Origin of the sequence: Pedobacter nutrimenti (assembly GCF_032678445.1) — a bacterium.
Taxonomy (GTDB): domain Bacteria; phylum Bacteroidota; class Bacteroidia; order Sphingobacteriales; family Sphingobacteriaceae; genus Pedobacter; species Pedobacter nutrimenti_A.
The window spans coordinates 302,204-324,596 of record NZ_JAVTSQ010000004.1; the positions used below are offsets into that span (position 1 = coordinate 302,204).

Below are 22,393 nucleotides of genomic sequence, written 5' to 3' on the forward strand. Positions count from 1 at the left end.
TAAGAATCTTCGCCATCAGGTTGTTGACGCAACCCGGGGGCATTAAAAATTTATTTTAACCCATCAATGATTAAAACACACAAAGTTATGAAAAAGTCCGCAGTGACTCATCAATTAATTTTTAAAGTAATGCGTTTTTTTATCCTCAGCTATGTACTGCTCTCTATAATGTTCGTTGCAGGACAGGCATCCCCTGTATATGCGCAGGGTTTAAACGAAAGAGTGAGCTTCAGCTTTAAACACGGTACGCTCACCGAACTGTTCAAAAGCCTGGAGAAAAAAACTGAACTCACCTTTGTTTACACCAATAAAGAGGTTCTTTTGAATAAAGAGATCAATAATCTAAAAGCAGAAAATGAGCCTGTTGGCGAGCTGCTGAACCGTGTATTGCTGCCTTTACAGTTAACTTACACCATTCAGAACAAACAGATCATCATTAAAAAGGCTTTTCGGGTCAAAGGAAAAGTTAGTGATGAAAAAGGATTGCCTGTACCGGGGGTAAGTATTTTGGAAAAAGGAAGCTCCAATGGTACAACAACCAACCTAAGCGGAGATTACAGTTTAAATGTACAACATCCCAATGCCCGTATCATTTTTAAGATGATGGGCTATCAAACCAAAGAACTGGAAGTCAACGGAGAAGCTAGTTTAAATGTCACCTTAGTTCCAGATGAAACAGCCTTATCTGAAGTCGTAGTAACCGCACTTGGCATAAAACGTTCTGAAAAAGCATTGGGTTATTCCATTGCTACCGTTAAAGGAAGTGATGTCAACACGGTAAAAGAAGTCAACGTGGTAAATTCACTTGCGGGGAAAGTGGCAGGAGTAAATATAGTGAGCACCGGATCAGATCCAGGATCTACGGCGTTGATCACCATCAGAGGACAATCCTCTATAGCCACCGATAACCAGCCGCTGTTTGTGGTAGATGGCGTGCCTGTTGCGCATTCTTTACGTACACCAGCAACTGTCGGGCGCTCTTCTGTAGACTATGGAAGTCCTGTAGCCGACATCAGTCCGGATGATGTAGAAAGCATTACGATCCTGAAAGGGGCCAGTGCAGCTGCCTTGTATGGCAGCCGGGCCGGAAGTGGGGTGGTGCTGATCACCACAAAAAGCGGATCAGCAGGAAAAAAAGGACTTGGGGTAAGTTTTAATAGCAATGCGATGTTTGATCAGGCCTGGATGTTTCCTCATTTTCAAAACCAGTTTGGCGCGGGTGAGTATACCGATGACCCGGCCGTTTCAACTTCAGATGCATGGGGCCCAAGACTAGATGTAGGAACCAAACACCTGCAATGGAACAGTCCTTTAGATGCGAGTGGAAAACCAGTGCCTACAGATTGGGTATCCCATCCCAACAATGCCAAAGACTTTTACAGAACTGGCTCTACTTACACCAATAATGTCGCTATTACAGGTAAAAATGCAGACGGTAATTACAGACTTTCTTATACCAATCTGGTCAATAAAGGTATCGTACCCAATACAGATCTGAGCAGAAATACCCTGAACCTGGCCGCTACTTACGTATTGCATCCTAAAGTCAAGATCAGTACAAATATTGGCTATGTAAAGAACAAAAGTGACAACCGTCCTTCCGCTTACAGGGAAAGTGTTACGCAAATGATTTACTCCATGCCTTCCAATATGAACATCAACGACCTGAAGAACTATTGGAAACCAGGGCGCGAGAATATCGAACAGTTCTCTCCGGATGATTCCGATAACCCGTATTTTGTGGCGAATGAGCATATTAATGGTTATGACAGAAATCGGTTGACCGGAAATGTACAAGCGATGATCGATCTGACCAAAGACCTGAGTTTTATGGTACGTACAGGCTTGGATATGTATAATGAGCAGCATGAAACTAAACGTCCGTTCAGTTCCAAACGCTTTAAATTCGGCGGCTATAGTGTCGACAACAGCTATTTTAGCGAGCAAAATTCAGACTTTTTGCTGAGCTATAAGAAAAACCTGAATCAGGATTGGTTTTTTGGTGTATCTGTTGGAGGTAACCAGATGAACCAAACAGCCAGAGGTACCGCTCAAGGTACAGAAAGCCTGAGTATTCCGGGTATTTATAACATCAGCAATGCCCAGGCGGGAACCATCAGCAATAGTTCGTACAAGTCCAGAAAACGAATCAACAGTTTATATGGTGTGGGGCAGGCCTCCTTTAAAGAGATGGTTTTTTTAGATGTCACCGGCAGAAATGACTGGTCCAGTACATTGCCTTCCCAAAACAATTCTTATTTCTATCCTTCAGTTTCCCTGAGTACTATTGTAACTGAAGTCTTTAAGATCAAATCCGACATCCTATCCTTTGCCAAAATCAGAGCGAACTGGGCACAAGTAGGAAGTGACACCGATCCTTATCAATTGTACAATACCATTCCTTTTAATCAGGACTGGGGCGATGTGAAAAGAGCAACGATTGAATTTAACCTGAAGAACAACTTCTTAAAACCCGAAATCGCGAGTTCCTATGAGTTTGGTGCAGATTTACGTTTTTTATCCAACAGAATTGGCCTGGATGTCACCTGGTATAAAACCAATAAACGCAACCAGATCATTAATATCCCTACCACCATTGCCTCCGGTGCGTCAAACCGCTTGATCAATGCTGGGAATATTCAGAACAGCGGATGGGAAATCGGTTTAAATGCAACACCAGTTCAAGGTGTTTTCAAATGGGAGTTCAGCGCCAATTTCACCAAAAACGAAAACAAAGTAATTTCACTGATGGAGGGCTTGCCGGAATATTCAATGGGTAGTGCCGATGGGGATAACATCCGTTACCTCATTAAAGAAGGTACCAAGATTGGTGATTTCTATACGCCAAGCTATACCAAGGTACCCAACGGCCCTAATGCAGGCGCAGCTTTGCTCGATAAAAACGGACACTATATCCGTAATACTGCTGAATATATTAAAGTAGGCAATTACAACCCGGATTTCACTGTTGGTTTGAACAATACGTTTACCTATAAGAATTTTACCCTGAACTTTTTGCTGGACTGGCGCAAGGGCGGTAATTTCTATTCTTACGTAGTGAAAAGTTTGCTTACTGCTGGTTTAACAGACAATACCCTGGTGGGAAGAGACGCCCAGACCGGTGGTTTGCCATGGACAGACTCGCAAGGATTAAAGCGTAATGATGGAATGATCATACCAGGTTATATTGCCAATGGCGATGGCACCTACAAAGAGAATAATGTAATCATTGCTGCTTCAGACTTTTACGACAATACGTATAATAAATTCTATGAGCGTTTAACCTACACTGCAACATTTATTAAGCTTCGGGAAGCCTCATTAACCTATGTATTTAGTAAAAACCTGCTGCACAAACTGCCCATCAGCAATTTATCGGTTTCTCTGATTGGCAGGAACTTATACACCTGGGCATCGAACGGATTGGGTTATGATCCGGAAACCACGATGAGCATCAGCGATGGTTTTAAACAAGGTGTTGGCCATTGGACCTTGCCAGGTACCCGCTCTTACGGTCTTAAATTCAGCTGTAACTTTTAATTTGTATACCCCATGAAACTTAAATATAAAACGATACTGGTCTTATTAATGACTGTTTTAGGTGCCTGCACCAAGGATTTTGAAGAGATCAATACCAATCCCAATTCTCCGGAAACCACCAATACCGAATTTTTAATGTCGGAAGTGGTTTTATCTACTGCCTATGCCTATCAGGAAAATGCAGTAGACAGAAGACCAGCTTCGGCAGCCAGATACCTGACTCTGGTGCGTAATACCGGGTACGATCTGCTGGATTGGGGGCCCGTAGACTGGAATGACATTTATGCTCGTTTATCGGTGAATAAAACCTTTCTCGAAACAGCGCAAAAACGGTCGGAGAACCAGTATATAGCCATCAGTAAAATCATGAAAGCCTTTAATTTCGGTTACCTGACCGATCTATATGGAGATGTCCCATATTCACAAGCGTTGAAATCAAAAGAAAGCAATATCATTTACCCGGAATATGACCAGCAGCAAAGCATCTATCCTGATCTTTTGAGAGAACTCCGGGAAGCCAATGATCTGTTGAAAGGCGCCAACCCGGAAATTAATGCAAAAGGTGATGTGCTGTTTAAAGGCAAAGCGCTTCAATGGCGTAAATTCGCAAATACGCTGCGTCTAAGAATGTTGTTGCGCATTTCCAAGGTTTATGCCCCTGCATTTACAGAAATGCAAGCCATTATTAATGATAAATCTTCTTTCCCGATTTTTGAAAGCAGTGCCGACAATGCGGAGATGGTCTATCTGGGTACTACGGCGGGCTACAGCTGGCCTGCAGGTCCTCTGGCTATGATCGATTTCGATTACCTGAAGACTAAGGTAAGTAAGGAGTTGGTTGATCGTTTGATCCAGCGTAATGACCCAAGGCTGGCCATTTGGGTGGAGCCTGTTAAAAGTACAGCAGGATCCACCGTAGATCAGAACAAATATGTTGGTGTGCCCAATGCTATAGATGCACCTTCAGCTTATAACGGGGGGGAAGACCATGTTTCTGTTTTCTCTAATACATTTTTTAGAAAAAACGGCGGTGCATCAAATCCTGCACTTAAAGCCAGCTTAATGACCTATACTGAAATGTGTTTTATTCTTGCCGAAGCTATGCAAAAAGGAAAGCTTAGTGTGCCTGGAGAAACAGCAGAATCCATGTACTACAAAGGGATAAAAGAATCCATGAGCAGTTATGGAGCCGCGGCGCCTGCTGGATATTTTGATCAGCCACTGGTTAAATATGATGGCAGCCTGGAGCAACTGATCACCCAAAAATGGATGGCCATGCTGTTCAAAGGCGCAGAAGGCTGGTTTGATCAGCGCCGGACCGGATTCCCTGCATTTGTAACAGGTCCGCTGGCTGCTGGCCGTGGTATCCCTAAGCGTTATATCTATCCTGATTCAGAAAGTGCCAAAAACAAAGTCAATTACCAGAAAGCCGTTTCTGTTTTCGGTGCAGATAACCAATATACCTTAATGTGGTATTTAAAATAAAACAAAATGAACAAGATCAAGATATATATATGTCTGCTGCTGATGGCTACCTTTTGGAAAGCTACAGCACAGGACTTTTCTCCAAAAGCTTTTCCAGACCGGGTTATTTTAACCTGGTCCGGAAATCCGTCCAGCACCCAAACCGTAACCTGGCGAACAGATACCACCATTAAAGCAGCCAAAGCCCAGATTAAAGCAGAGGATTCCAGTCCGGAACTGGAGACTGCGGTAGCTACACTGGATGCTGGCACCCAGACCTTATCCGGAGGACAGAACTATGCCACTGCAAATTACCATCATGTAATATTTAAAGGCTTGAAGCCCAATACCGTTTATGCCTACAGAGTTGGAGCAGGAGATTATTGGAGTGAGTGGTTCCAGTTTACCACGGCCTCGGCCCAGCCTGCACCTTTTTCTTTTATCTATCTGGGCGATGCACAAAATGACATCAGGTCTAAATGGTCGAGGGTCATCCGAAAGGCATTCTCTCATCAACCAGATGCGCGTTTCATCATTCATACCGGCGATTTGATCAACCGTTCCAATAACGACAAAGAATGGGGAGAATGGCATTACGGAGGAGGTTTCATCAATGGGATGATTCCTAGTATTCCTTCGCCAGGCAACCATGAATACGTTCGTGATGACCGAAAACAATTGATCCTCGATCCGCACTGGGGGGTGCAATACACCCTGCCAGACAACGGACCTAAAGGTCTGGAAAAATCTGTCTTTTACATAGATTATCAGGGCTTACGTGTTATTTCACTGGATTCACAGTTGATTACTTTGGATGAAACGGCCGAAAAATTGCAGTACGAATGGCTGGAAAATGTACTCAAAGAGAATAAAAACCTATGGACTGTGGTTACGTTTCACCATCCCATTTATTCGACCTCCAAAAGCCGGGACAATAAAGAGTTCAGAGAAAGGTTTAAACCTCTTTTTGACCGGTATCATGTAGATCTGGTACTGCAGGGACATGATCATACCTATAGCAGAGGGCAGAATTTGCCCCGGGGAATGTCTGGCAGGGATGTGAGCGGACCGGTGTACCTGGTATCAGTATCGGGTCCTAAGATGTACAAAGTAGACGGAAAGAAATGGATGAATGTATCTCTGGAGAACACGCAGTTGTTCCAGTTGATCCATATCGACGGGCAGCATTTGAAATTTGAGGCTTATAAGGCATCGGGACAATTGTTTGATGCTTTTTCACTGAAAAAGACAAACAGAGATCAGGCTGCGGCTTTTACAGACTTGAATACTGCAGAGAAATAAAATTGTGGTGTGTGGTGAAAATATGTTTTCTGATCTCTCTGGACCTTTCGCGAAGAGCTTCAGGCCCTGAGGTTCGATCATGAAAACATATTTTCTTGGGTGCAGACCGGGTATGGCGCAGATCGGGTATGGTGCATGCTGAGTGTGTGCAGAGTAGAGCAGATATAGTACAGAGTTGGATGGCGCAGGGCAACCAATTGTGGTGTCTTTTTATTTTTCAGTTCCTGATTTCATGGGCACAGTTTTTTTCTTCCGGAAAGCGGGAAAGGTCATAGGGCTCTTGGTTGGTCTTTCATCACCTAATAAGACACCCCATTGTTTAAACATGTCAGTACGGTCAAAGATCACTTTTAACACGGCGATCAGAGGCATAGATAAGAACATACCTGGCACACCTGCGATGCTGCCGCCAACAACAACGCCAAGGATCGCGACGAGCGCATTGATCTTTATTTTTGAGCCTACAATTCTAGGCATCAGGATATTGTTGTCCAGGAACTGAACTACTGCTATAACTATAAGGACGGTGAGAACGGGCCATAATTCAGTAGATGAAGTTAATGTAAGCATGACTCCGATAATATTACCGATTAAGGCTCCAACATAAGGAATCAGGTTAAGGATGGCAAAGATCACCCCGATGAGCAGCGCATGTTTAATGCCAAGGACTAACAATCCGCCACCTAACAAGATAGTCATATAGGTGATTTGAATAAGCAGTCCAACCAGGTAATTTTTAATGATGGATTCTGTTTCATAAATCGCGTCTTTTACCCTGGGATGATGGTCCGTTTTAAACCACATAAAGATAAAACGAAGCAAGATGTCTTTGTAGAAAAGCATCAGATAGATATAGATGGGCAATAGTCCCACAAAGATAAATACAGAGCTTAAGGTAACGGCAGCCCCGCTTGCAGCTGTGCCCGCATAAGACATCAGATCATCACTTTTTTTGTTGATGAATGCAACCTGTTCTTTAGTTGAATAGTCGCTAATGCTACTGATCCAGCTACTTAAAGCGTGAAGATGCTGTGATACATTCTTTTTGATCTGCGGGAAATCCGAGACAAGAATGCTGATCTGGGCGGAGAAAAACCAGCCGATCAGGCCCACAAATACAATTAATAATAAAATGGGAATAACGATAGCAATGGCTTCCGGGATTTTCCATTTTCTTAAGAAGCGGTAAACAGGGACCAGAAGTATACTGATGAAAAATGCCATAAGGACTGGCATGATGATGTTGCTGCCAATGACCAAAATGGTTCCAATGAGCACAATTCCTAATAATTCAATAGACCTTCTTACGGTGAGAGGGAGTTCCTGCATAGATAATGGTTAAATTTACAAAACTAACACCTTAAGCTACGAAATGTTTGGTTAGTTTTGTGCTTTGAGCACAACAAACACATTGAGATGATCACAAACGAAACTATAGTTGCCTTATCAACACCCCCGGGAATCGGTGCCATCGGCGTTATCCGTCTTTCAGGAAAAGAAGCTATATCCATCACCAACGCTGTATTTAGTGGTAAAGACCTGTTAAAGCAGAAATCACACACGATACATTTTGGGCTGATTAAAGATGGTGAACAGGTGATCGATGAGGTACTGGTGAGTTTGTTCATTGCGCCAAAATCTTACACTAAGGAAAATGTGGTAGAAATTTCCTGCCACGGCTCTAATTATATCATTCAGCAGATCATTTCTTTACTCATCAGAAAGGGGGCCAGCGCAGCTAAACCAGGTGAGTATACACTAAGAGCTTTTCTTAATGGAGGTCTTGACCTTTCTCAGGCTGAGGCTGTTGCTGATCTTATCTCTTCTGATTCTGCAGCTGCACATCAGGTAGCGATGAACCAGCTTCGTGGTGGTTTTAGTACAGAACTCAACTTGTTGAGAGAGCAATTGATCCATTTTGCGTCTATGATAGAACTGGAACTGGATTTTGCAGAAGAGGACGTAGAGTTTGCTAATAGAGATCAGTTACAGGAGCTGATTAACAAAATAACATTGGTGTTAAATCAGCTGATCCGTTCTTTCGAACTGGGAAATGTGATCAAGCAGGGGATCAATACCGTAATTGCAGGGCGTCCTAATGCAGGTAAATCTACTTTACTGAATGCGTTACTGAATGAAGAACGTGCTATTGTAAGTGAAATTGCAGGTACCACCAGGGACACTATCGAGGAGCTTTTGAATATTAACGGAATTAATTTCCGGTTAATTGATACCGCTGGAATCCGTGAAGCCACAGACACCATTGAAGCAATAGGCGTTGAAAAAACGATGCAGAAGATCAATCAATCTGCTTTGCTGGTCTATGTATTTGATGTAGTGAACCTGACTGTTCAGGAAATCAGGGAAGATATTGCGAAGTTATACCGTCCGGGTATGGCTTTTATAGCGGTTGCTAACAAGATTGATCTCTCTTACAACAATAAGCTCAAAGAACTTCAATTGCCTTCTGATATTCAATTTATCTCGATTTCTGCAAAACAGAACCAGCAAATTGAGGAACTGAAAGAATTGCTGTACAATACTGCAGTGGGAGATAAACTTTCAGATAACCATACCATGGTAACCAATATTCGTCACGTAGAAGCCTTAAGAAGGACGCAGACAGCTTTGGAGAGTGTAGGTCATGGATTGACTAATCCCGTTACTTCCGACTTCCTGTCGATGGATATAAAGCAAGCTTTGTATTACCTGGGTGAAATTACAGGACAAGTAACAACTGATGATTTACTGGAAAACATATTCAGCAAATTCTGTATCGGCAAATAAGCCGTCAAATCAAACAAACTCAACTTTCTTTACCACCAAAGGGCTTAACTCTTCTGTATACTGCGGGAGTCTGCCCGGTTTTTGATTTAAAGATCCGGTTAAAAGCAGCTTCCGACTGGTAGCCGCTTTTTGCTGCTATTTCGGAGATCTTGCTGTCGCCTGTCATCAAAAGCTTTTGGGCCATCCTGATGCGCCAGTTGGTGAGGTAGCTCAACGGTGTTTCGTGCATTAATTTTTTAAACTGGTTAAAGAAAACAGAGCGCGACATGCCGATCTCCGAAGCCAGCGATTCCAACGTCCAGTCGTTTTGAGGGGAGTCCTGCATTAATTTCAATGCCTTACTGATTCTGGGGTCATTTAATGCTGATAGATAGCCACTTTCGGGTGCTACTTGTTCCAAATAAGCCCTGATGACATGAACAAACATCATTTCCGACAAACATTTCAGCATTATACTACTACCAGGCCTTTCGTTATTAAGTTCTTCCAGCATGAGCTGCGCAACCTGTCTGACCAATAATTGGTTTTCTGTCACATATTGCCTGATATGAATAATCGGCGGAAGATCCTTTAAAAAAGGATGAAGTGGATGGTAATCAAATTCAAAATGGCCCGCGATCAGGATAGTTTTCTCGCCATCACCATTAAAAACCGGGATACCTGCCCGAAGGGCTTTCACAAACTCAGGCGAGGGCATACGCAGGCTCGTCGGTTTATCCGCTATCCAGTGGGCGCTCCCGTGAGGTACGAATATGAAGTCGCCCTCTTTCATTTCGATAACACGACCATCAGGTGAACCAACCGTACAGCTACCGCTCACCAGCCGCCAGAACTGCGAGTTTTCGTCCTTGATAATATCCAATCCCCAGGGAGCAGTTAAAGGGATTTTGTTATAAACAACGCTTTTGAGCCGCGTTGCCTCTAATACCGTGCTTAATGCGTCCATTGTTGTAAATTGATACGATTGAGCAAATATACAATACTTATTAGTGCTTTTAGTATTTATAGCCATGTTACCTTTGTACTATAAATCAAAAAGAAAATGACAACACAAGAATTAGCCGATCGTTACTATGAACTTTTCAAATCGAGACAGGTACCGGAAATCTACCAGCAGTTATACAGTGCGGACATTGTTTGTACCGAACCGGAACATGCACTGGTCATGGGTGTACCCACTGTAACTAAGGGTATTGAAGCGGTTTTAGCGAAATCGAAAGCCAGGCAGGAAACTATAGCAGAAGTACACAGCTTTTTCAGCAGCGAACCCGTGGTTGGTGGCGATTATTTCAGCCTGGCAATGGGTAGGGATATGACCCTGAAAAACGGACAGCGGGTACAATTAGCGGAAATCGCGGTCTTTGGGGTAAAAGATGATAAGATCATCACCGAGACCTTTTTCTATTAATCCAATTGTCCTCTGCAAGCATCCGGCTGCGGGAATTGGCCCACATCCGGATGCTTGCAGAGGACAATTCCTGTTCCACTATGATTGGTTTAGATTTTGATGGTATTGTGCGGATAATTCCAAAGAGTATTTCGCATGACGAGTACTTTTAATAAATCACTATTTGTGTATCTTAGCTAGCTATCATTAACCCTATTGAATGGCAAAGTCATGTATTTAGCAACCGTATTGATTTACGAATCAGGTAATCAAATTAACCAATGGAACCCTGTATCACTGGATTTATGTTCTTTATAATTTTCATGAAAAGGAGCTCAATTTTTCAGGTATTTATAAAGTATGGGATAATCTTTATTCTTATTCTTTCAGAAACCGAGTTCGTAAATGCCCAGCAAAACCCCTTAAGGTTTTCTTATCTGACTGTTGATGATGGGTTATCTCATACTGATGTCAAAGAGATCAGACAAGATAAGCTGGGATTTATCTGGATTGCTACCTTGTTTGGATTGGATAGATATGACGGGCATGCTATTAAAAGATTTTATAATACCAGCGTTCCTAAGAGTAATTCCTTCAGAAACCGGATCAGAAGCATGTGTCTGGATGAAAATGACCGGATTTGGTTGGGTTCTGAAGATGGTATTCAATTCTTTGATCCCCGTTCGGAAAGGTACACAGATGTTGATAACGAACAACACAATACAGGTAATAAAACGTACAGAGGGCTACTGGCCTTAAAAGGTAACTTATTGGCAACTCTTGCCGAAGATCAGTTCGGGTTGTTCAAGGTAAATGGCAAAATTCTCGTAAATATTGCATTAAAATACCCTCAGGGTGTCAGATTTACGGATATGATGACCGATGATGCAGGTAATATATGGTTGTCAAGTAACCAAGGTATCTGGAAGTTGGATAATTCATTTCATTTCAGACATTTTGTTGTTATTGATAGTTCAAGGCGTTATTTTAATACGTTAAGTAAAGTATTTCATAACCAGAAAAATCAACTGATCATAGTAGAAGGAACAAAATTAATTTTAACCAATGAGAACACTGGGTATTTACGGTCGCCCAAAGCATCCTCCGCTTTATCATTACATGAATTACAGCATATCCAGATGCCGGACTGTTCATTGATCAATGATATCATACAAGACAAAAAGCTGAATTATTGGGTTAGTACCGATGCTGGGTTATTCTTATTGGATAAGGCATTCAATATAAAACAGAATATTACCACGCATAGTTTTGTTAATAGCTTGAATACTAATTATTTGGATAAAATATTTATTGATCGCTCTGAATGCCTTTGGGTATGCACTTTTGGCGGTGGAGTTGATTTTTGTGACCTGAATTCGAAATTGTTCTATACCTTTCAACATAACCCAGAAGTTGCCAATACCTTATCCGGGAATCACGTTAGGTCGATCATTGAGGATTCCGGTCAGAAGGTTTGGATAGGTACCAATGCCGATGGCTTAAATGAGTATGATCTTAAGACTGCAAAGTTTACTCATTATGACAAGGAAAGCAGCAGCGTAAAACTAAAAAGTAATGAAATAGATGCTTTAGAATTAGACAATGACTATAATTTATGGATAGGTACAGATAAAGGTATTGATATCATTAACCAAAAAAGCAATAGTGTGTGGCGCCCTTCCGGTTATGAGAAATTTCCCGTTCATTCCATCTCCAGTTTAACAAAGGATTGTTACGGTAATATGTGGTTTGGTAGCTATTATAATGGCTTTGGCTGTATAACACATGATAAAAATAACGTTTACCAGGTTAAATATTGGGGCAGAGGATCAGGGTATCGGATGTGGGCAGACAAAGTTAAGCCAGAGTTGCTCATTTCAAGTATACATGGTCTTACGCGACTGCGTATCAATAGTTCAGGCCAGGTTATCAAAACTTACCAATACCGGGTAAACAACCAGCCCAACTCTTTAAGTTCTAATTACATTTTTCCTATACAAAACCAAAGTGACAGTACCTATTGGGTTGGTACCATAGGTGGTGGCCTGGATAATTTAATATTAAAAAAAGATAATACTTACCAGGTAAAAACCTACGGCAGCCAGTACGGCGTATTTAATGACGTTGAAGCCATGGAATTGGATGATAAAGGCAGGGTATGGATGGGTGGCAATGGTTTGGAGTGTTTGGATGTTCGCAATAACAAATTGATCAGGTTTGATAAAAATGATGGTTTACAAGGCAATAGTTTTAAAGTGGGTGCATCTTATAAAGGTAAAGATGGAAGATTGTACTTTGGAGGAACCAATGGTCTCAATTACTTTTTTCCGGATAGCATCAAGATAAACAAAATACCTGCTCATCCTGTATTTACCGATTTGATCATCAATAACAAAATTATTCATGTCGGCGAGTCTTCAGATGCAAAAAAGACACTTCCAAAATCGATCGGATACAGTAAGGAGCTGGTTTTAGATCATCTCCAGAATAATTTTGTGGTTACCTTTTCTGCAATGCATTATGCTAACCCTACTAAATGTCAGTTCAGATATAAGTTGATAGGCTTTGACAAAGAGTGGAAGTATACCACCGGAAAAAATCCAACAGCTGCGTACAGTAACCTTGATTATAGCGGCTACACCCTGGTCCTTCAGGCCACTAATAATGATGGACTTTGGAGTAGCGACAATGCAACACTGGCTATTGAAATCACTGCACCCTGGTATAAGTCGCTCCCGGCAAAAATTATTTATATGGGATTATTCCTTTCCGGCTTGATAGGTATCTATATTTACCAGGCCCGATGGTATAGGCTAAAAAGAGAGCTGGCTGTGCGTGATGTGGAGGAAAAGAAACGTGAAGAAATGCACCTGCAAAAGGAAGAGCTTTATCAACAGCAGTTGCAATTTTTCACCAATATATCGCACGAGTTCAGGACCCCGCTAACACTCATTATTGGTCCCTTAGAAAGTTTAATTAAAGAAAATGCCTATAACGCCTATCAGCATACCTATCAGATCATGTACCGGAATGCTAAAAGGCTGATCAACCTGATTAATGAGCTGATGAATTTTAGTAAGGTGGCAGACAGCGCCGTTAAACTCCGGGTAACACAGATCAATCTTTTTGGATTTGTTGATGTGCTATTTAATGAATTTGATGAGCTTGCCGGGAATAAACAGATGGTTTATACCTTAAAACTTGCAGAGCAGTACGCCCCGATCTGGCTTGATCAGCAGATTGTAGAAAAAATATTATTTAACCTGCTAAATAACTCATTTAAATATACGGCTGCAGGAGGCCGGATCACCCTTGATGTGTTTTTTTCTTTTGACGATTTTAGGCCAACTTATGATGCTGAGTATCGTTTATTAAATGAACATCGTGCCGGATCATATATATACTTCAGGGTTACTGACACAGGAATTGGTATTTCAAAAGAATCCATTAGCGAGATATTTGATCGTTATTATCGAATCAGTAATAATCACTTGGGGTCAGGGGTAGGGCTTGCACTGGTAAAGAGCTTGACCTTACTGCATAAAGGTGATATATATGTTTATAGTGAGCGTTATAAAGGGACCGAAATTATTATTGCGCTCCCACTTGGAGAGTCAAATTATTCATCGACTGAAAGAATTGGTCATGATTGTAATCAACCGGCAAATATGCTGGAGAAAACTGACCACACAGAAATCCTTACGTCTGATCAGCCTGAGCCACCAAAGGAGAAGGAAACCGACTTGAAGATCCCTGCTAAGCAACATATTTTGCTGGTTGAAGATAATGACGAGCTCAGATGTTTTTTAAAGAATATGTTGGGGCCGCACTATTTAGTATATGAAGCGGTTAACGGAAAAGAGGGCCTTGACCTGGCTATAGAAACAGTTCCGGATTTAATAATCAGTGATGTGATGATGCCGGTTATGAATGGGGTTGAACTGTGTAAACAGGTAAAGGAAAAATTTGAAACCAGTCATATCCCTTTTTTGATCTTATCAGCAAAAGATGCCTTGGAAGCCAGACTGGAAGGCCTTGAGTCTGGTGCTGATTATTATTTTTCTAAACCCCTAAGCATCGACTTACTGCTATTAACTATACATAACCTGTTTGAGCAAAAACAGAAATTGAAAATAAAGTACACTAAAGATTATTATTCAGAAGCTACCGAATTAGTTCATTCGACTAAAGACAAAGCTTTTTTAGATAAATTAATTAAGCTGATTGAAACCAATATTCAAACACCTGAACTGGATGTGGATTACATTTGCCGGCACATGTTTACCAGTCGTTCCAAGCTTTATCAAAAAATAAAAAGTATTTCGGGCCAGTCCATCAATGAGTTTGTGAGGACTATCCGATTAAAAAAAGCTGCCCACATCATGACCCATGAGGATGTGACCCAAATTGAACTCATTGAACGAATTGGGATATTGAGTGTATCTTACTTTCAAAAGGCGTTTCGGAAAGAATTTGGAAGAACACCTTCTCAATTTATAAAAGAGGTTAAAGCAGGTTAAGTAAGGGTTTAAATAGCTAAAGACTCCATAATGCCCATTATGGAGTTTTTTTAGGCTATTTGAGCGCATAATATGAACGTTACAGCGCACTCACCGACTGGTTTTTTCTATTTATTTGTATAAACCAATTGTTATCACCGGGCTATTTGAATTAACAAATCTTAGCCCACGGTTACAGTAATATCCGATAACCTAAATTATTTATTATGAGTAAAAACTTACATTCCATTAATGGGGCTTTATCCATTAAATTATCGCTGATTGCCAGTCCTGGACAAAGGTTTCGGCGGGCAAAGCTGACTGTTTTATTTGCCTTGTTATTTGTATTCTATTCATTTACTGCCGGCGCTCAAACATCGAGCATTTCTGGTGTAGTGAAAGATGAAAAAGGCATTACACTTCCTGGAGTTAGTGTACGGATAAAAGGCACGACAATTGGGCAAGTCACCGATAACAGCGGTCATTATTCTATCAAAGTGCCATCAGGAAATACTATATTGGTATTTTCTTATATCGGCTACCTGAAGCAGGAAGTCGACATTAACAGTAGGGCTACAGTAAATATTACCCTGATGTCGGATAGTAAAAACTTGTCTGAGTTGGTTGTTATAGGTTACGGTACCCAAAAGAAATCTGATGTAACCGGTTCCTTATCTAGCCTGTCATCGAAGGATTTTAAGGATCAGCCGGTTACCCGGGTTGACCAAGCTTTGCAGGGCAGGGTTGCAGGGGTGCAGGTGGTTAGCAACTCCGGAGCGCCGGGTGGTGATGTTAAGATCAGGGTTAGGGGATCCAATTCAATACTTGGAGACAACAATCCGCTTTACGTTATCGATGGTTTTATAGGGGGCGATTTTAATAACCTGAATCCTGATGACATCGCTAATATTGAAGTTTTGAAAGACGCTTCAAGCACAGCGATTTATGGTAGCCGGGGAGCAAACGGCGTTGTTTTAATAACAACCAAAAAAGGAAATGCAGAAAAACAGGAAATAACCTTTACGCCTGTTTTTTATTCATCAAGGGTTATCAAGAAAATGGATCTGCTAAGCGCAGCTGATTTTGCTGCCACGGTAAATGCCCGAAATGTAGCTCTTGGTATATCACCTTATTTTACCCAGACACAAATAGATGATTTTAGGGTTAACGGCGGAACCAATTGGCAGGATGAGGTTTTTAGAACAGCGCCAGGACAGGAATACAAACTGGGCTATTCTGGCGGCAATGTCAAAACACAATTCTTTATTTCAGGAGACTATTTAAATCAGGATGGTATAGTTATCAATTCAGGCTATAAGCGCTATGCCCTCAGATCAAATATTAATTCACAGTTTTCAGATAAGCTAGCCACCAGACTTAATATTTCAGCTATAAGGAGAGAAACACTGAATACAAATAACCAAGGTACCGGTGGCTCTGTTAACCAGGCTTTGGCATGGGCACCCACCACACCGGTAAGAACGGCCGCCGGAACATATACCCTTGTAGATCCACTGGGCTCTATTCGCTTCAATCCGGTGGCTTTGGCAAATGACGTGGAAAACATTATTAACAACTCTAATATAACTTTAAACGGAGGTGCAAATTACCATTTTTTCAAAGACCTATCTTTAGACGTAAGCTTTGGGGTTGATTATCAAAATATACAGGGTAAAAACTATTCCGGGCCTTCTGTAACCAATAACATTCCAAATGCCAGCCGTACATCTACAGAATTGTTCAACCTGCAAAATACCAATACGTTAAACTATTCGCACCTGTTCAATAACGTGCATAGCTTAAATATAACTGCGGTATTTGAGCAGCAGAAATATACATCAACGGGGTTTAGTGCAAATGCTAATAACCTTACATTTGCTAACCTGGGCTATGACAACCTTTCCTTGTCTACTACACAGTCTGCAGGTTCTGCGTATTCAGGATCATCTTTAATTTCTTATTTAGGGCGGATAAACTATGCTTATAAAGAAAAGTATTTGCTTACTGTTTCTGTCAGGCGGGATGGATCTTCAAAATTCCAGCCCACTAACCAGAATAGTACATTTCCTTCAGTTGCTGTAGGATGGAAACTTTCTGAAGAGCCTTTTATTAAAAAACTCAATCTTTTTGACACATTTAAAATCAGAGGGAGTTGGGGCTTAACAGGAAGCCAGGCTATTAACCCATATGCTACACTTTCAACTTACCTGAGTGATGCTTTTTCGGCCGCCAATAGTTTTAATAATACGTCGGTTTCTTCAGGGATCGTACTTGGTAATGCTGCCAATCCGTTCCTCAAGTGGGAAACAACACAAGCAGAAGATGTGGGTCTAGATTTGTCACTATTTAACAGCAGGCTGAGTTTTACCGCTGATGCCTATGTTAAAAATACCAGGGACTTGCTTTTGTCCCTTCCGTTGCCTGCTTATGCCGGCGGGGGAAACATTATTAGTAATGTAGGGAAAATGAAGAACAGCGGTCTTGAATTTAACATTGGAGGTACACCTGTACAATCAGGTAAGTTTACCTGGTCAAGTTCATTTAATATAACATTTCAAAAAAACCTTGTTAAAAGCCTAGGTTCATTAACCGGCGTGTTTTCAGACAAAAGCGTAGCAAACGCTGGAGCCGGCCTGTCTACGCAACCTGAATTTATAATTAAGCCAGGCTATGCGCTTGGGTCATACTGGGGATTGAAATACCTGGGAACCTGGAAACCAAATGAAGCAGCTGAAGCTGCAAAATATGGCAATAAGCCGGGTGATTCACACTACCAGGATCTGAACGGTGACCAAGCCATAAATGGCAGTGATTTTCAGATCATCGGAAACGGTACGCCTAAACAATCGCTGGGCTGGAATAATACTTTTACTTATGGTGATTTCTCCCTAAACGTATTTGTGCAGTCGCTGTTGGGCTTTAGTAAGTTGGATTACTCTTATGCAAGTTCCATAACCGCCAATGCAGATGCCAAGCAAGCGACCAACGTAGGGGTTTTGAACAGATATATACCCGGCGTTAATGAAACGTCAAATATACCCGCATTCAGTTCTACCAATAAAGATTATTTTGAATCAAGTCGTTTTTTGGAGAGCGGAAATTTTGTAAGGCTAAAAAACTTAAATATTTCTTATCACCTGCCAAAAGGAACTATCAAAAATGTAGACCTTAAAGTATTTGTAGGTGCAACTAATCTATTTACGATAACCAAGTATAAAGGATTTGATCCCGAATCTACCAATGCAGGTTCAGGCTCGGACGTTACCCAAAGCATTGATTTTGGGTCGTATCCCAACTCTAAGACATTTAATGCAGGTGCAGTATTCAAATTTTAAACTTATTGAAAAATATAAATTATGAAAAATATTTTAATTATAATCATCGTTTTATCCATAGTGAGCTGTAAAAAAGCGCTGAAGGAAGACCCCAAAGGGCAAGTCGTAGGCACGCAGGCACTAAGTACTGTATCCGGTTTAAATGCAGCATTAGTTGGTGCTTATAAGCCATTGTCAACCACGTGGGTAAGCGGCTTTACCACGGCAGCGATATCTGCTGTGTTAATGGGTTCAGATGACCTGACCACTCATCCGGCCAGCAATAAAGCCGACCTGCGGGAGTTTGATCAATACCATGTTTCCAATCTTAACGGAAGGATGCTCAATATCTGGAATGGCTGTTACAAATCCATACAAGGCTCCAATAACATCATTAACAATTATAAATCAACAACAGGAGATGCAGGAACCATTGCCCAGATTGTGGGCGAGGCTTACTATCTGCGTGCCCTTGATTATTATTGGCTTGTTAGATTATGGGGAAAAATCCCATTGATCACTTCAGAAGTTTACAGTCCGGAAGTTTTAAAAGTCAGCCCGTCTTTTCCTGCAGATGTGTATAAATTAATAGAAAGCGATCTGCTGAATGCCGAAAAAATGATGCAGAATAAAAAGATCGATGCCGGAAGAGCTTCAAAAGGTGCGGCATCAGCTCTTCTTGCAGATGTTTATCTTACAGAGGGTGGCTGGCCCATTAATGATAATTCAAAATATGCGTTGGCTGCTGCTAAAGCGAAAGAAGTAATTGACAATAAAGCAACCTATGGTTTTGATCTGGTATCTGATATAAGCACTTTATGGCAGAATACCAGACTAGGAACAACGACTTCAGAAGAGGTTTTTGCAATACATAATTGCGGAACCTGTAACTGGTTTAATGCCAACGCACTTTATGGGTCTTCTGCAATGCCTGGAGAAGAAAACGGGTGGGATGACTATTTTGCAGAAATTAGGTTTTTTAATGATTTCCCGGCGGGGCCAAGAAAGGACGCCACCTTCCATACCGTAATTAAAAAAGCTGATGGTACCACCATTCCATGGCAGAGCAACGCTGTAAAACACCCTTATTACGAGAAGTTCAGGGCACCTGTTGAGGGTAGTACCGATGGTTCAAATGCTACCGTTCAAATGATGCGCTATGCACATGTTTTATTGATATATGCCGAAGCACAAGCCCGGAGCGGTACTCTTAATGATCAGGCCTACGCAAGTATTAATGCGGTGCGTAACCGTGCCGGTTTAGTAGCTTTGAGTGGTTTATCAGGTGCAGATTTTATAAAAGCAGTGATCAGTGAAAGGGCATGGGAATTTGCTGGTGAATATACCCGGTGGTTTGATATTACTCGTTTGCAGCTATTGACGCAGGTTATTGCCAGTAGAGATGCTTCAGAAAACGTACCGATTGGAACACCACAGTATTATTTGCCTATCCCATCTGGTGATCTTCAATTAAACCCGAATTTAAGAAATTAACAAACTATAACGCTGAAATGATTTTTGATTGGAGTCGCAAGGGCTGCGATTCCAGTCAAACTTGTATCCTGATCATATAACTATCTAATATAAAATGAAATATATCTTGCTTGTCACTTTATTAATAGTATGCAAAAGTTTGGCTTTTGCCAACATGAAACCTATCGCCGATACACTTGCAAATGGGAGTATATTACTTGATACCGATGGTAAACCTGTTAATGCGCATGGCCCAGGTGTAATGTACCATCAAGGGGTTTATTACCTTTTTGGCGAAATTAAAAAGGGAAAAACCTGGCTTGTTCCCGGCCAGAACTGGGAAGATTACCGAGTTTCGGCAGGCGGAATATCCTGCTATTCATCTACCGATCTGAAGCATTGGAAAAACAGGGGGATAGCCTTGAAACCCGAAGTTGGTGACCCTGGTAATGATCTGGATACTGGAAGGGTAATAGAACGACCTAAAGTGATCTACAATGCACGCACGAAGAAATTTGTGATGTGGATGCACATAGACAAAAATGATTACAACTATTCGAGGGGTGGAATTGCGATAAGCGATAATCCTGTTGGTCCATATCAATACCTGGGAAGTATAAGACCCAATAACCAAATGTTAAGGGACATGACCTTGTATAAGGACGATGATGGGAAAGCTTATTTGATCTACTCGTCTGAAGATAACAATACCATGCATGTTTGCCAGCTGAGCGATGATTATTTAAAGCCAACAACAACCTATGTAAGAATATTTGAGAATAAAAGGAGAGAAAGCCCGTCTATTTTTAAAAATAAAGGAAAATACTATTTGATCACTTCGGGGTGTTCTGGCTGGTCGCCGAATGCTGCATCTTACGCAGTTGCAGATCATGTTATGGGACCATGGAAAGAAGAGGGGAATCCGTGCAAAGGGGCAAACGCGGAGGTGACTTTTTTCTCGCAGGGGGCGTTTGTATTGCCTATAGTGAGTCAACCCGGAAAATATATTTTTATGGGAGATTTGTGGAACAAGACAGATCTGGAAAAATCTGCTTATCTATGGCTGCCTTTGCGCATAAATGATGGTAAGGTCGAGATCTATAACCCATAAATTGTTCTATCCTAATTTAGAAATATAGTGATGATAAAACAAGAATGCTAAAGTTGATAGCTGTAAATGTGCTGTACCCGTCTATGAGATTTTATACTTTACAGCATATAAAGATACATCTAAATAAAAACATCATATAATTTTTATAAATATTTGATTAATTGGTTAATTTGAAATATTGATATATGATTTGTTTTGTTGAAAAGTCCATTATTCTGAAGTCAGACTCAAACTATTATGGTTCATGATTGTTGTATTTGTAATTAAAACATGAACTATGGAAAACAGGGAAAATGAAAAAGAAGAGAATGAATCTGCAGACCGTATCATTCTTAACGATGATGCAACATTCGAAAATGAATCTGTTGACCCAGGCTTTGAGCAAAGTCTGGATACTGGAGTAAAACCAAAGGAGAGCAAAGATTCTGATCAAAGCAGTAAGTCCAAGGAAAAGTTAGAAGACCAGAAAGCCGAATCGGATAATGGCCCTGAAGATGATGCATTAAATTATAAAAATGACAGAGATAATGGTGCCTATAATCCAAAGAACATTTAGCAAAGGATACGCTTCTATTTATGAGCAGAGATGACCAGTGCAGCATAATTAAGCTTTGCTTTACCGGATTTGTTCTTAGCCCGAAAAGATCTCTCTGTCTGCAGCTGGATGATCGCCCTGGTCTTTTCATCTACAGCTGACATCGCTGCAACAATAGGAGCAGCTACATCCAGCATAATCTCCCAATATCGCTCAAAGCTTTCATAATCAACCGTAGAACTGATACGCTGAGTGCTGATGTCCTTAAATCCAGTTAATGAAAGGAGTTCCTCCATCTTTCTGGCTGGTGCGCAACGAAACATACCCGGGGCTCCGGGTAATGGTGGAGGTAATGTAACGTGTTTTTTAATGGCATCCATAATCGTAGTCACCCAATCGTTTTGCTCCGGTCCATCCCATACACTCAGAGAGATGCGGCCTTCCGGCTTTAAAACCCGGTGCAGCTGGGTCGCCGCTATTTCCATCGAAGGGAAGAACATAAAGCCCATGCGGCAGCTAACTGCATCAAAACTTTCCGTTTTAAATGTGAGATCACCAACATCTGCTGCACGTGTCTCGTAATTTTTTATTTTCTTTTTCTGGGCATTGGAATGGGCAATCAGCAGCATATCTTCCGACAGATCTATCCCGGTGACTTTTCCATGTGGCAGTTTTGCTGCAATAGTCAGACCAGGTTCGCCTGTGCCAGTAGCAACATCGAGTACATGTTCATTTCCTTTCAGGTGGAGGTTTTCGATGATGGCCTCGCCCATTGGCCTAAGGAATTCCATGTTAAATGTATCCCATTTTTTCCAGCCCGGAGAAAATGTATTCCATGACTGTTTTTGTTGTTCACGGATTTGTTCTATTTGGTGCTCACTTTCCATATGGTTCGGACTCAGAATATAAATTTACTCATTAGCCGTTTAAATTTAATGGTTAATGAGGTTGTTGTGATCTGAATATGGAAAATTGTATCGT

Annotated in this window: 13 protein-coding genes; 10 read left to right on the forward strand and 3 right to left on the reverse strand. The window is 41.3% G+C overall.

All coding sequences use genetic code 11. The annotated features are described in order from the left end of the window. Positions 1-87 precede the first annotated feature (87 nt). The 3 genes from R2S08_RS08825 to R2S08_RS08835 are packed head-to-tail and all read left to right on the forward strand — an operon-like array spanning position 88 to position 6,306. The gene (locus tag R2S08_RS08825; RefSeq protein WP_316834812.1) at positions 88-3,540 is read left to right on the forward strand and encodes a SusC/RagA family TonB-linked outer membrane protein; all 3,453 of its coding nucleotides are present in this window, start codon (positions 88-90) and stop codon (positions 3,538-3,540) included. A 12-nt stretch (positions 3,541-3,552) separates the two neighbouring features. Next, positions 3,553-5,025, forward strand: a complete 1,473-nt coding sequence (locus R2S08_RS08830) for a SusD/RagB family nutrient-binding outer membrane lipoprotein (protein ID WP_316834813.1) — start codon at positions 3,553-3,555, stop codon at positions 5,023-5,025. Between the two features lie 6 nt (positions 5,026-5,031). Then, positions 5,032-6,306 (forward strand): metallophosphoesterase family protein, encoded by a 1,275-nt coding sequence (locus R2S08_RS08835; RefSeq protein WP_316834814.1) that lies wholly within the window; start codon positions 5,032-5,034, stop codon positions 6,304-6,306. A 210-nt stretch (positions 6,307-6,516) separates the two neighbouring features. On the opposite strand, the gene R2S08_RS08840 is transcribed toward R2S08_RS08835, so the two are convergent. Further along, positions 6,517-7,635 carry an AI-2E family transporter gene (locus tag R2S08_RS08840; protein WP_316834815.1) on the reverse strand — a complete coding sequence of 373 codons (1,119 nt, stop codon included), beginning with the start codon at positions 7,633-7,635 and terminating at the stop codon, positions 6,517-6,519. Positions 7,636-7,722: 87 nt separating this feature from the next. Here R2S08_RS08840 and mnmE point away from each other — a divergent pair, with 87 nt between their 5' ends. Beyond that, entirely contained in the window at positions 7,723-9,093 is a 1,371-nt protein-coding gene (mnmE, locus tag R2S08_RS08845; RefSeq protein WP_316834816.1) for a tRNA uridine-5-carboxymethylaminomethyl(34) synthesis GTPase MnmE, read from the forward strand. Positions 9,094-9,112: 19 nt separating this feature from the next. Here the strand turns inward: mnmE and R2S08_RS08850 are convergent, their stop codons facing one another. Beyond that, positions 9,113-10,039, reverse strand: coding sequence for an AraC family transcriptional regulator (locus R2S08_RS08850; RefSeq protein WP_316834817.1), 927 nt, complete (start codon positions 10,037-10,039; stop codon positions 9,113-9,115). 96 nt (positions 10,040-10,135) lie between these two features. Here R2S08_RS08850 and R2S08_RS08855 point away from each other — a divergent pair, with 96 nt between their 5' ends. The 6 genes from R2S08_RS08855 (at position 10,136) to R2S08_RS08880 (ending at position 21,433) form a co-directional block, all read left to right on the forward strand. Then, entirely contained in the window at positions 10,136-10,501 is a 366-nt protein-coding gene (locus R2S08_RS08855) for a nuclear transport factor 2 family protein (RefSeq protein ID WP_316834818.1), read from the forward strand. A 302-nt stretch (positions 10,502-10,803) separates the two neighbouring features. Further along, the gene (locus R2S08_RS08860; RefSeq protein ID WP_316834819.1) at positions 10,804-15,000 is read left to right on the forward strand and encodes a two-component regulator propeller domain-containing protein; all 4,197 of its coding nucleotides are present in this window, start codon (positions 10,804-10,806) and stop codon (positions 14,998-15,000) included. A gap of 206 nt (positions 15,001-15,206) precedes the next feature. Next, positions 15,207-18,314 (forward strand): TonB-dependent receptor, encoded by a 3,108-nt coding sequence (locus tag R2S08_RS08865; RefSeq protein ID WP_316834820.1) that lies wholly within the window; start codon positions 15,207-15,209, stop codon positions 18,312-18,314. 21 nt (positions 18,315-18,335) lie between these two features. Then, positions 18,336-19,787, forward strand: coding sequence for a RagB/SusD family nutrient uptake outer membrane protein (locus R2S08_RS08870; protein WP_316834821.1), 1,452 nt, complete (start codon positions 18,336-18,338; stop codon positions 19,785-19,787). Between the two features lie 154 nt (positions 19,788-19,941). After that, positions 19,942-20,877, forward strand: coding sequence for a glycoside hydrolase family 43 protein (locus tag R2S08_RS08875; RefSeq protein ID WP_316834822.1), 936 nt, complete (start codon positions 19,942-19,944; stop codon positions 20,875-20,877). A gap of 277 nt (positions 20,878-21,154) precedes the next feature. Continuing rightward, complete coding sequence (locus tag R2S08_RS08880; protein WP_316834823.1) at positions 21,155-21,433, forward strand: hypothetical protein; 279 nt, start codon at positions 21,155-21,157, stop codon at positions 21,431-21,433. A gap of 14 nt (positions 21,434-21,447) precedes the next feature. Here R2S08_RS08880 and R2S08_RS08885 read toward each other — a convergent pair whose 3' ends face one another. After that, positions 21,448-22,299, reverse strand: coding sequence for a class I SAM-dependent methyltransferase (locus R2S08_RS08885; protein WP_316834824.1), 852 nt, complete (start codon positions 22,297-22,299; stop codon positions 21,448-21,450). Positions 22,300-22,393: the final 94 nt, after the last annotated feature.